Genomic DNA, 11,756 nt, shown 5'->3' with positions numbered 1-11,756 from the left:
AATTTATATATGATAGGGGGAAGGTGTTTTGCCACAGATACCATATCCAAATCCACACCTTGTGGCATTTTGTGGGGAAGTACGTCAAGTGACATGTGGTAAGCCGGTACAATTGATTGATTTCTATATGAGCCCTGGAAACCTATATTTGTTTTATGCTGAAACAGGTGAAATTTTAGGAGCATATTCATGTGGATCATTTGGATTTATTCCAGTTATTGTACCAGTTCCTATGAATACAACGTACAATATTATTTGTGATTGCTAGCAAGTTTGTATATGAAAAATAAAAGGCCTAACATATTAAGCTTGATTAATGTGTTAGGCTATTTTTCATAGTGCTAATCATTCCATTAAAAGACATATAGTATGGCGCGTTAAAATCCAATTTACAGCATCTGAAAAGTTTTCTGCAATATAATCTGGTTCAATATGAGCCCAGTTATCGCGATAGGTGTGTAAAGCATCGTGGCCAGCCCCTGTTTGAACTAATATCGTTGTTGCATGAACATTCGCACCCGCAACGATATCAGTCCAGCGATCACCGATGACAATACATTTTGTTAAATCAAGTTCATGTTTTTCTGCTGCTTGCAGAAGCATACCGGTACTTGGTTTTCTGCATTCACATCCATCTCCATGTCTATGAGGACAAAGGTACACATCATCAAAACCGAATGCTTCTAGTTCTTGAATAAAATCTTCTATACTCGCTTTCCCATCAGCAATACCAGGCTGGTTTGTAAAGGAAAATAGTTTTATATTTTGCTCTTTTAATGCCCGTAAAGCATCTTGTGTAAATGGAAATAAGGTGAATTCACCTGGATAATGTATGGTAGTGTCTCCTCCAATTGTTCCATCTCGGTCAATGAAAATAGCTTGAAAGTTTGTCATAATAATTCGTTCCTTCCACCTAACAGATTAAAAATATTTCACAAATCGATATCCGTTTACTTCGTATCCTAATTTTTTATAGAATGGATGAGCTTCTGTTCGCTGTGTACCACTTACAAGCCATGTACCAATACAGTTATGCTCTTTTGCTAATTCTTCTGCATAGTTCATTAAAATTTGTCCAATTCCTTTTCTACGTGCTGCCAGATCAACGCTAATAATGGATATTTCCCCATATCGTGTCACATCTTCTAAGTTCTCTCGTATGCGAAATCCAAGAAATCCAAATATCTCACTATCTTCTTCGTAAACATATAGGAAATCAAATGGGCTCATTTCAACAAACTGTAAGCGGTTTTGCATGTCTGCTTGAGAGATAGTAGAACCTTTTAATTCTTTTGTTAGTGAACAAAGAGCTTCTATATCGGTCACAATCGCTTTTCGAATGTTTGATTTCATACTCTCAACTCCATCTGTAAATATAAATTAGTAACTCCAAATGTTAAAAATTCTGCCAAAAAACAGTTTTTCCTGCTACTCATATTAATATTTAATATATTAGATATGCAGAATAATATTTTAAAAGAAAATATGTTATGATTTACCTGGGTATTATTGTAAATGGAGGGGAAACAATTTGTTACAAGTCAATATTCGCTCAGCGGGTTATGAAACAGGAGAAAAAACAATCCATGATATAGCTTTTTCAATTAAAAAAGGTGAACTGGTGGCTCTTATCGGTGCTAATGGTGCCGGGAAAAGTACGACAATTAAGTCAATGCTTGGTTTGCTTGCAAATATGGAAGGCGAAATTTCGTTTGGTGAAAAAGAGAATCCGTATGCATATGTGCCAGAACATCCAACTTATTATGATTATTTAACTTTATGGGAGCACATTGAATTGTTAATGGCTGCACGTGGGTGTGAAGTAGGGAGCTGGGAGGAACATGCATGCGAGTTTTTACATACATTTCGAATGGAAAAGCATAAGCATGAATACTTATCAAAGTTTTCAAAAGGTATGAAACAAAAATCAATGTTGATTTTGGCGTTTTTAATGGAACCGGACTTTTATATTATTGATGAACCGTTTATTGGATTAGATCCAGTAGCAACACGAGAATTTTTAAATTTCTTATACAAAGAGAAAGAGCGTGGAGCAGGTATTTTACTTTGTACACACGTATTGGATACAGCCGAAAGAATATGTGAGCGATTTTTACTGATTTCACAAGGTACATTAGTAGCAAATGGAAATCTACAAGCGATTCAATCACTTGCGGAAATGCCGGATAGTCCATTATTAGATTGTTTTGATGCAATCGTAAGGCGGGAACAACATGATGAAACAACAGTTTTATAGAAGATTACGTCATGAACTACAAAGGAAATGGAAATCGATTCGCTCTGTAACTGATTGGACAATCGCATTATATTTTATCGTTCCAGCACTTGTGTTTAGCGGGATTTATTATCATTCGTTATGGACAAGGGAATTATCTGCAGAAGAACCGGCTTATTTTTTATTAGGTTTGTTTGTGTTTTCCTTTGCTACATATTCAAGAGGGATGCGTTCGTTTTTTGAGAAAGCAGATAGCCTGTTTTTAATTCAACACCCAGTTCATATGCAAAAGTTAATAAAATATGGCATGGTATATACCTGTATTCGAATAAGTATAACAAATATCATTGTAACGCTCATTATGTTACCTATATTGGTTAAGAGTATGGATACATCCCTTTTACAAGTTGTATTATTTTGGTTATCCTTTACCGTTTTTCGGTGTGTACTATCGTTATTGGTAAGATATATGGATGTGCGTGAAGGTAAACGCTGGGTATTATGGATTGTAAAGATTATTGTGTTTTTTATGAGTTTTATTTGCTTGGGAAGTGGAGTGTTTTTAGGTTTTCAGCATCCAGTATATGCAATGCTATTTATTATTGTATTGATTGGAATTAGTTTGATATTAATAAAAGAAAAAATGAATTATAAGCGTTTCTTTTTTAAGGAAGTTGAAAAGGAAAAGGAAGAAGGAATGCGCTGGACGATGGAAATTATGCATTTTAGTGGTCAAACAACGAAGCCAAGTAATAACGCGAGACCATGGTTGTTTCCACGTTCTAAGCATATATTGGGAAAGAAATCTGATTCGCGTATTATTGAATTATTTTTCAAGGAGTATTTTCGATCAGGTGCTTCTCTAAGTTTTTATATAAAAATTATTTTTTTGAGTGCAACATCTATAAAAGTAACACCATGGTGGATTGCACTTATTATTGTTGTATTTTCGGGTGTTGCTATTGCACGTTATTCTGGTGACCAATGGAATGAGTTTACGAAAAAAATGTTCCTTCAGTTATATTGTAAACAAGGGAAGTTATTATTGTTAAAAGGAAGGGCCACGATGTGCTTGTTTATTCCGGCTGTTTTCATTTATGGAATAGTTCTTCTGGCACAATTTTATTTATTACCAGCTATTATTATAGGTATCCTGTTATTAATAGTAATAGGATGGATCGTATTTTTACCATAGAAAAAGAGCTCTAATGGCTCTTTTTTAGTCTGTAATGCATTGGTATATAAAATATAGTAAAACGAAAATACTTACGACGGAGTACATGAGATCTAAAGTCATTGTAAATCCCCCTCATGATTGTTGTACTTATATAATATGAAATCTTACTATTCTATATGCAAATGAAAAAAATATGAAAGTTAATAAATTTGTAAAGTGCAAAAATTAGCATCATTTTGTATAATGGAAGAAACAACCGTTATAAAAATATAAGTAGTGAAAGAGGAGGGAATAAAAAAATGCCAAATTGGTTTAGAAAGACGTTAGTCGCATTAATTACTGTATTTACATTTGGCTTAGTGACGCCTCCTTCTATTTTGCTTGATAATGCAAAAGCGGACAAGCCGACAAGGCAACAAAATTTTGAGCAGCCGTCCTATACATATGAAGAAGATATTGAGAGGTTAACCGCCGACACCTTTATCACCTATGCAATGCAAGAGGCTGAAAAACAATCGATGCAAAAGTTCGGTTCTAAAATTGGACCTGTAATCGAAGATGAATTTAAAGATATTATTTTACCTAAAATAGAAGAGGCAATTGCGGAATTTACAACAGATGTGCCTGAGCAGTCATTGCAATCATTGGCAATTTCACAGAAACCAGCGGGTGGTAATAACGAAAAGATTTTTCATGTGTATGATACGAAAACAGGAAACGATTTACTGCGTTTTCATGTAAGACGTGATCATCCACCGCAAGATGGATATTATTTTAATTTCCACTACCATCGTTTTGATGATGGATATACAGCGCATCATGAGTTAGGCGATATTTATTGGAATACGAATATGCCACCGAAATGGTTGTCGTGATAAGAAAGAACAAGGAGATGTCCTTGTTCTTTTTTTCTTTTATAAAGGTGAACAGACACTGAATAACGAATTAAATATGTTTAGATTTATTTAAAAAAGAGGATAAGGGAGTATGCATTATGCCGAAATATGTTGTATTTGATTTTGATGGCACATTAGTAGATTCACAAAATATATTTGTTCCAATTTATAATCAAATTGCCGAAAAGCATGGGTATACAATAGTAAGGGAAGAAGACATTGAACCGTTACGAAAATTGTCTATTTCTGCAAGGTGTAAACAGCTGCATGTACCGTTGTATAAATTACCAATGTTAGCAGTAGAATTTTATAAACTATACCAGCCGGCTATTAAAGATTTAGTCTTATTTCATGGTATGAAGGAAGTGTTAGATGAATTACATAGAAAAGGTTATGAAATAGCAATTATATCATCCAATTCAGAAGAACATATTAAAGCGTTTTTACATAATAATCAAATGGAAGCTATTCAAGATATTTATTGTTCAAAAAATTTGTTTGGCAAAGATAAAATGATTAAGAAATTTTTAAAAGAAAAAAAGTTAAAAGAAGCTGATATGTTGTATGTTGGTGATGAACAACGAGATATTGTTGCATGTAAAAAAGTTGGTGTGAATGTGATATGGGTTGGGTGGGGATATGATGTGATGGAAACTGTAAAAGAAGATTCTCCAGATTATATGGTGCATACACCAAATGAAATTTTACATATCGTGGAGTCTATTCGCTAAAATATATAGAAGATAGAGAAGGAGATGCGACGGTTTGAACCTGGTATTCATCATATTGAATTTTGGGTGGAGAATTTAGAGAAACCGATGCGTTTTTACAGTAGATTGTTCGCTATTATTGGATGGAAACAGTTGAACGAGAATGCATTTAGTACGGGGAAGGGTGAAATATATTTTAAGGAAGTAGATGAAAAGATTGTAAGAACACTGGGGCCGAGACATATTTGTTATCAGGCTGTAAGTAGGGCTGTGGTTGATGAAGTAGCTCATTTCTTGCAAAATGTACAAGCGAAGATTATTCGTGGACCGATTGAGATGAATCATTACTCGGATGGGTATTATACGGTGGATTTTTACGATCCGAATGAGTTTGTAGTAGAAGTTGCTTATACGCCTAATGTGGAAATGTGATGAAGGCTTGTATAATTAATAGAGGGAGGCTATCCCCCTCTATATAGCCCATATTGTTATATTTTTATTTGACTTTCGTAAACGTAAGAGGTTGTGTACTTAACATAGCTGGTACATGTAATTGGATTGTTTGAAATTGCCCTTTTATATCCATCTCATAAGCAAGCAATACCTTCATTTCTATTTGGAATAAGTCTAACGTCGCAGAGAACATATCGTAATGATGATGCTGTAGTGGGACTTTCATCTCTGTAAATTGTACATATAATTCTTCATTTTGTTTATATACTTCTAGTGTCCCGTAAGCCGAATGTTCAAAGGTTCCGCTGTAGTCTTCTAATGCATGAGAAGGTGCAGTCTCTTTTATTTGCTCTGGAAGTGATTGGTTTCCTTCTTTCATCATTTCTTTTATTTTAGCAGTGTCTTCTATAGCACGCTTACACCAATCAATTGTTTCTAATCCGAGGAGTTCGTCATAAATTTGATTTGCGAGATAACTAGGGAGTAACGTACTTCCCGAGTTCGTTAATATGACAAGGCCTATATTTTTTTGGGGAATGAATGAGACAAGTGCCGTAAAACCATCAATATTTCCACCGTGATGAATCACTTTATAGCCACGGTAGGCACTAATAAACCAGCCAAGACCATAACTGTTTAACGGGGATTCAGGTGTTGATAAAAATGGCTGGTCAGGAATCGTGTTGTGTGGCGTATACATTTGTTGTAACATTTCAGCAGATAGTAATTCGTGATCTCCTGTTTTTCCTTGATTAAGATGGAAAAGTACCCAATTCGCCATATCTTCAATTGTTGAATTGATGCATCCAGCAGCTCCTACTGTATCAATATTACGGAACGGTACTTCCTGTATTTCTCCATTTTTCTCAACGTAAGGTAATGCGTAATCATTCGTATTTTGTGAGTCGGTAATAGAAAAATTTGTTTGTTCCATTTGAAGTGGCTCTAAAATATGTTCTTTGACGTATTGTTCCCATGTCTGATCTGTAATGTTTTCTACAATATAGCTTATTGTTGCATACATTAAGTTGTTATATAAGAAAGCAGTGCGAAATGGCGCGTCAAGTGGTAAATGTTTTATTTTTTCAACGATGTCTTTTCGCGTTAAGGAAGAGTTGTACCAAAGCGCATCATGTCGGTTTACTCCGGAGCGATGGGAAGCTAAATCTCGCGCGGTAATTTGTGATCCCGCAAATACATCGGATAAAGAGAATGTAGGAATATAAGATTGAACAGGAGCATCCCAATCAAATTTTTTTTGCTTTGCTAATAGGCTTAAAGAAAGTGTACCAAACGCTTTAGTGGCAGAACCGATTGCAAAGCGTGTTTGAGGTGTAACCGGCTCTTTTTTTTCTAAATTACGATATCCAAAACCTTCTGAAACAATGACTTCTCCATCTTTTATAATTGCTACAGCAGTCCCAGGAACGTTTAAATCTTCCATCATGTTTTCAATGGTTGTTTGTAGTGTGCGAATAATAGGAGTTTCAATTTGAGACATTTTTCTAACCTCCAAATATTATTTTTTACTTCCGCACTATACCTTCTTTGATAAGGAGTTAAATCCCTCTTAAAAGATGAAAAGTTAAGGATTTTGTAAGATTCACTGAAATGGATATTCTATATTAGATTTCTGTTAATACTTACTATGTAGAAATTTTTTAATAATAGCTTTTATTAATTTTGTTATGTATTGAAGTTTTTTATGATAAACTCCATATAGGAAATAGATGCGAAAGAGGGTTTTTCTTACATATGAAACATGCTGAATATGAATACTTAAATTTGTGCCGCCATGTGATGGAGCATGGTACAAAAAAAGAAGATCGTACAGGAACAGGGACTGTGTCTGTATTCGGATATCAAATGCGTTTTGATCTTAGTAAAGGATTTCCTTTATTAACGACAAAACGTGTGCCATTCCGTTTAGTAGCAAGTGAACTTCTTTGGTTTATGAAAGGTGATACAAATATTCGTTATTTATTACAAAATAACAATAATATTTGGAATGAGTGGGCGTTTAAAAATTGGGTGGAAAGCGATGCGTATGAAGGACCGGATATGACGGATTTTGGGCTTCGTTCTCAGCAAGATGAGGAATTTAAAGCACAATATGACGAGCAAATGGAGTTGTTTAAAAAGAACGTTCTTGAAAATGATGCGTTTGCAAATCAGTACGGTTATCTAGGAGATGTTTATGGGAAACAATGGCGTGCTTGGAAAACAACAGCTGGTGAAACGATTGATCAGTTAAAAGATGTGATTGAAATGATAAAAAAAACACCAGATTCTCGTCGATTACTTGTTTCTGCATGGAATCCTGAAGATGTGCCAAGTATGGCGCTTCCGCCTTGTCATACGTTGTTCCAATTTTACGTAGCGGATGGAAAACTATCATGTCAGCTGTATCAACGAAGCGGTGATATTTTCCTTGGCATTCCATTTAATATTGCAAGCTATTCGCTGTTAACACATTTAATTGCGCATGAATGTGGCTTCGAAGTAGGAGAGTTCGTTCATACAATTGGTGACGCGCATATTTACACAAATCATTTTGAACAAGTGGAAAAACAATTAGCGCGTGAACCACGTCCGTTTCCAACGTTAAAATTAAATCCAGATGTGAAATCGGCTTTTGACTTTGAAATGGAAGATTTAACGTTAGAAGGCTATGATCCGCACCCTGCTATTAAAGCACCTGTCGCAGTGTAAACATAAAAGGAGATGAAAATATGATTATTTCATTTATGGTCGCAATGGATGAAAATAAGGTCATCGGTAAAGATAATAAATTGCCATGGCATTTACCGAGTGAATTGCAATATGTTAAGAAGACCACAATGGGGCATCCGCTTATTATGGGAAGAAAGAATTATGAAGCGATCGGAAGACCACTTCCAGGAAGACGAAATATTATTGTAACGCGTAACGGAGATTATCATGTAGAAGGTTGTGAAATTGCGCATTCTGTAGAAGAAGTCTTTGAACTTTGTAAAGGGGAAGAAGAGATTTTCATTTTTGGCGGGGCGCAAATTTACGAATTATTTTTACCGTATGTAAACAAACTTTATATCACGAAGATTCATCATTCATTTGGAGGGGACACATTCTTCCCAGAAATGAATATGAAAGAGTGGAAAGAAGTTTTTGTAGAAAAAGGCGTTACGGATGAAAAGAATCCATATACATACTACTACCACATATATGACAAACAACAATAATTATAAAAAAGATTGATGTGGATATTCACGTCAATCTTTTTATTTGGATAACAAGATAAAACTTTATGAACGAACTTTTTTAGTGATATAATGGTAGAGGTTGTAAGTTTTAGTAGTTTGGAAAAATTCATAAAAGAAAGCTTTTTATGTATTGTTTCTTTACATAGCTAAAGGAGGAGAATCGATTGAAAAAACTATGGGGGCTACTTTTTCTTTGTTTCACACTTATGCTAGTAGGGTGTGGGAAAGAAGAAAAACCAGCACAAGCATTTGATACATATGCAAAAGCGTGGAATAAACAAAAATTTGCAGATATGTACGATCAGTTATCAGAAAATGCGAAAAAATCTATTTCGAAAAAAGATTTTACAGAGAAATATGAAAAGATTTATGCAGGTATTGAAGTTAAGAACCTTAAGGTGGAAATAGGAAAAGTAAAAGAGGATAAAGAAGATAAGGGCCCGGTTCCTTTTAAAGTAAGTATGGATACAGTTGGTGGGAAAATTTCCTTTTCTCATGAAGCTAAGCTTGTGAAAGAAAAAGACGGAGATAAAGAATCTTGGAAAATAGATTGGACTCCAGATTTCATTTTTCCAGGTATGACAAAAGACAGTAAAATACGTATGCAAACGTTTCAATCGAAGCGCGGAGAAATATATGATCGTAATGGAAAAGGACTTATAACGAATGGAAGAGCAAATGAAATTGGCATCATTCCAGGTAAACTAGGAGAGGCTGCACCACAGACAAAGGAAACAATTGGAAAGTTGCTGAATATGTCTGTAGAAGAGATAGATCAAAAGCTTGCGGCAAAATGGATTAAACCAGATTCATTTGTACCAATTGGGATTTTACAAGAAGGTGCAACGCAAAATGATTATATTTCTTTAGACGGTGTAACGACTCGACAAGTCAATGTTCGTACATATCCATTGGGAGAAGCTGCAGCACACTTAACGGGTTATATGGGGAAAGTAAATGCGGAAGATTTAAAAACGCTTGAGAAAAAAGGATATCAAGCAGATGACCCAGTTGGGAAAGCGGGTTTAGAGCAAGTATTTGAAGAGAAATTGCGCGGCGAAAAAGGCGGCCGCGTCTTTATGGAAGATGCACAAGGAAAAGAAGTAAAAGATTTGGCGAAAAAAGAAGCAAAAGATGGAGAAAATATTACGTTAACAATTGATAGTACCGTTCAAGAAAAAACCTACAATGAAATGAAGGATGAAGCGGGTTCAAGTGCAGCAATAAATCCACAAACTGGTGAAACAATTGCGCTTGTAAGTAGCCCTGCGTATAATCCGAATGTAATGGTAAGAGGCGCATCAAAAGCGCAACGTGAAGCATGGAATAATGATCCGAAAAAACCAATGATGAATCGTTTTACACAAGCATCGGCACCAGGTTCTGTATTTAAAGCAATTACAGGTGCAATTGGCCTTGAAACGAAAACAATTAATCCGAAAGAAGAATTGAAAATTGAAGGGTTACAATGGACAAAAGATTCTTCATGGGGAAGTTATTATGTAACGCGTGTAAAAGATGCAAGTCCAATTGATTTTGATAAAGCAATGAAGTATTCGGATAACATTTACTTTGCGCAAGAAGCAATCAAAATCGGTAAGGATAAATTTATGAGTGAAGCAAAGAAATTTGGATTTGATGAAAAACTACCAATTGAATATCCATTCCCAGCTTCTAAAATTGCAAAAGATGGTATTAAAAATGATATTCAAATGGCTGATACAGGATATGGACAAGGGGAAGTATTAATGACGCCTCTTCATTTAGCATTAACATATGCACCAATTGTAAATGAAGGAAACATTCCAACTCCTCATCTGATTAAAGAGGAGAAGCAAACTAAACCTTGGAAAGAAAATGTGATTTCTAAAGAAAATCAAGATATTTTAAAAAATGCGTTAACAAAAGTAATTAATGATGAAGATGGTACAGGGAAAATTGCTAAAATAGACGGAATGACTCTTGCTGGAAAAACAGGGACAGCTGAGTTGAAAGAATCAAAAGAAGCAGATGGAAAAGAACTTGGATGGTTTGCTGCTTTTGATGTAAATGCACCAAATATGATTGTTACAATGATGATTGAAGATGTAAAAGGTAGGGGCGGAAGTAATGTCCCTGCTGAAAAAGTAAAACATGTTTTTCAAAAGTAATACTAAAAAAGCTAGCTCCTTAAAACGAGCTAGCTTTTTTGATTGAGTCATAAACTGTGAACATTTTATGAAAAAAGAGGATATGTTTATTTACTTACGAAAAAAAAGTAGCTATTTTTATTGACAGGAATAAAATGTTTTTGTATTATACTTACATAAGGTAAGTGATTTACTTTTTAATAAAAAATCTCAAATTAAAGATATTTATTAAGGGAGAGAATAAAAATGACAAAAGTACTATTTATTACAGCAAATCCAAATTCAGTAGAAGCATCTTTCGGTATGGCGGTAGGAGAAGCTTTCATTGAAGCATATAAAAATGAACACCCACAAGATGAAGTAGTGACAATTGATTTATTTAACACAACAGTACCAGCACTTGATGCAGAAGTATTTGCAGCTTGGGGAAAATTCGCAGCAGGTGAAGGCTTTGAAACATTAAGTGAAAGCCAACAAGAAAAAATTGCAGCAATGAACTCAAACTTAGAAACATTTATGAATGCAGATCGTTATGTATTTGTAACACCAATGTGGAACTTCAGTTATCCACCAGTAGTAAAAGCATACTTAGATAACTTATCTATTGCAGGTAAAACATTTAAATATACTGAAAACGGACCAGTTGGTTTATTAGAAGATAAAAAAGCACTTCATATTCAAGCTACAGGTGGCGTATACTCTGAAGGACCATACGCAGCAATGGATTTCGGTCGTAAGCACTTAAATGCCGTATTAGGATTTATGGGAGTATCTGATACAGAATACCTTGCAGTTGAAGGTATGAATGCAAATCCTGAAAAAGCGCCTGAAATTAAAGAAGCAGCAATTGCAAATGCTCGTGAATTAGCAAAACGTTTCTAATATAGAAAGTTTAAAAATGTCCAAACGCTTG

The 11,756-nt window shown here is 34.8% G+C and carries 13 protein-coding genes; 10 read left to right on the top strand and 3 right to left on the bottom strand.

The genetic code is table 11. From position 1 onward, the window contains the following. Window positions 1–28: 28 nt before the first annotated feature. Entirely contained in the window at window positions 29–268 is a 240-nt protein-coding gene (locus tag CN373_RS08145) for a hypothetical protein (protein WP_001135597.1), read from the top strand. Window positions 269–345: 77 nt separating this feature from the next. Here the strand turns inward: CN373_RS08145 and CN373_RS08140 are convergent, their stop codons facing one another. Continuing rightward, window positions 346–894, bottom strand: a complete 549-nt coding sequence (locus tag CN373_RS08140; RefSeq protein ID WP_098359052.1) for an HAD-IIIA family hydrolase — start codon at window positions 892–894, stop codon at window positions 346–348. 27 nt (window positions 895–921) lie between these two features. Further along, entirely contained in the window at window positions 922–1,353 is a 432-nt protein-coding gene (locus CN373_RS08135; RefSeq protein WP_000841200.1) for a GNAT family N-acetyltransferase, read from the bottom strand. Window positions 1,354–1,531: 178 nt separating this feature from the next. On the opposite strand from CN373_RS08135, the gene CN373_RS08130 reads away from it, so the two are divergent. The 5 genes from CN373_RS08130 (at window position 1,532) to CN373_RS08110 (ending at window position 5,451) form a co-directional block, all read left to right on the top strand. Continuing rightward, entirely contained in the window at window positions 1,532–2,257 is a 726-nt protein-coding gene (locus CN373_RS08130) for an ABC transporter ATP-binding protein (protein ID WP_000942289.1), read from the top strand. After that, window positions 2,235–3,431: an ABC transporter permease gene (locus CN373_RS08125; RefSeq protein ID WP_098359051.1), complete on the top strand. Its 1,197-nt coding sequence runs from the start codon at window positions 2,235–2,237 to the stop codon at window positions 3,429–3,431. The genes CN373_RS08130 and CN373_RS08125 overlap by 23 nt, the downstream gene beginning before the upstream one ends. A gap of 281 nt (window positions 3,432–3,712) precedes the next feature. Next, window positions 3,713–4,288 (top strand): YpjP family protein, encoded by a 576-nt coding sequence (locus CN373_RS08120; RefSeq protein ID WP_001134423.1) that lies wholly within the window; start codon window positions 3,713–3,715, stop codon window positions 4,286–4,288. A 119-nt stretch (window positions 4,289–4,407) separates the two neighbouring features. After that, complete coding sequence (locus CN373_RS08115) at window positions 4,408–5,040, top strand: HAD-IIIA family hydrolase (protein ID WP_001127481.1); 633 nt, start codon at window positions 4,408–4,410, stop codon at window positions 5,038–5,040. Between the two features lie 24 nt (window positions 5,041–5,064). Continuing rightward, window positions 5,065–5,451, top strand: coding sequence for a VOC family protein (locus CN373_RS08110; protein WP_001251084.1), 387 nt, complete (start codon window positions 5,065–5,067; stop codon window positions 5,449–5,451). Between the two features lie 64 nt (window positions 5,452–5,515). On the opposite strand, the gene CN373_RS08105 is transcribed toward CN373_RS08110, so the two are convergent. Beyond that, window positions 5,516–6,973, bottom strand: a complete 1,458-nt coding sequence (locus CN373_RS08105) for a serine hydrolase (protein WP_098359050.1) — start codon at window positions 6,971–6,973, stop codon at window positions 5,516–5,518. Between the two features lie 254 nt (window positions 6,974–7,227). Between CN373_RS08105 and CN373_RS08100 the strand changes: the two genes are divergently transcribed. The 4 genes from CN373_RS08100 (at window position 7,228) to CN373_RS08085 (ending at window position 11,725) form a co-directional block, all read left to right on the top strand. Next, window positions 7,228–8,184, top strand: coding sequence for a thymidylate synthase (locus tag CN373_RS08100; RefSeq protein ID WP_098359049.1), 957 nt, complete (start codon window positions 7,228–7,230; stop codon window positions 8,182–8,184). A 20-nt stretch (window positions 8,185–8,204) separates the two neighbouring features. Continuing rightward, entirely contained in the window at window positions 8,205–8,693 is a 489-nt protein-coding gene (locus tag CN373_RS08095) for a dihydrofolate reductase (protein ID WP_000587144.1), read from the top strand. A 185-nt stretch (window positions 8,694–8,878) separates the two neighbouring features. Continuing rightward, on the top strand, window positions 8,879–10,864 hold the full coding sequence (locus CN373_RS08090; protein WP_098359048.1) for a penicillin-binding transpeptidase domain-containing protein: 1,986 nt from the start codon (window positions 8,879–8,881) through the stop codon (window positions 10,862–10,864). A 225-nt stretch (window positions 10,865–11,089) separates the two neighbouring features. Further along, window positions 11,090–11,725, top strand: coding sequence for an FMN-dependent NADH-azoreductase (locus CN373_RS08085; protein ID WP_098359047.1), 636 nt, complete (start codon window positions 11,090–11,092; stop codon window positions 11,723–11,725). Window positions 11,726–11,756: the final 31 nt, after the last annotated feature.

The organism is Bacillus cereus (assembly GCF_002561295.1).
GTDB classification, from domain to species: domain Bacteria; phylum Bacillota; class Bacilli; order Bacillales; family Bacillaceae_G; genus Bacillus_A; species Bacillus_A cereus_S.
Note: the sequence above shows the minus strand (reverse complement) of the source record. Positions and strands in the feature narration are given on the sequence as shown.

Bases quoted from the DNA above. Each gene is read 5' to 3' on its own strand.
- CN373_RS08135 (WP_000841200.1), bottom strand. From the start codon at position 1,353: ATGAAATCAAACATTCGAAAAGCGATTGTGACCGATATAGAAGCTCTT.
- CN373_RS08115 (WP_001127481.1), top strand. From the start codon at position 4,408: ATGCCGAAATATGTTGTATTTGATTTTGATGGCACATTAGTAGATTCA.
- CN373_RS08105 (WP_098359050.1), bottom strand. From the start codon at position 6,973: ATGTCTCAAATTGAAACTCCTATTATTCGCACACTACAAACAACCATT.
- CN373_RS08120 (WP_001134423.1), top strand. From the start codon at position 3,713: ATGCCAAATTGGTTTAGAAAGACGTTAGTCGCATTAATTACTGTATTT.
- CN373_RS08125 (WP_098359051.1), top strand. From the start codon at position 2,235: ATGATGAAACAACAGTTTTATAGAAGATTACGTCATGAACTACAAAGG.
- CN373_RS08100 (WP_098359049.1), top strand. From the start codon at position 7,228: ATGAAACATGCTGAATATGAATACTTAAATTTGTGCCGCCATGTGATG.
- CN373_RS08140 (WP_098359052.1), bottom strand. From the start codon at position 894: ATGACAAACTTTCAAGCTATTTTCATTGACCGAGATGGAACAATTGGA.
- CN373_RS08095 (WP_000587144.1), top strand. From the start codon at position 8,205: ATGATTATTTCATTTATGGTCGCAATGGATGAAAATAAGGTCATCGGT.
- CN373_RS08110 (WP_001251084.1), top strand. From the start codon at position 5,065: ATGCGACGGTTTGAACCTGGTATTCATCATATTGAATTTTGGGTGGAG.
- CN373_RS08085 (WP_098359047.1), top strand. From the start codon at position 11,090: ATGACAAAAGTACTATTTATTACAGCAAATCCAAATTCAGTAGAAGCA.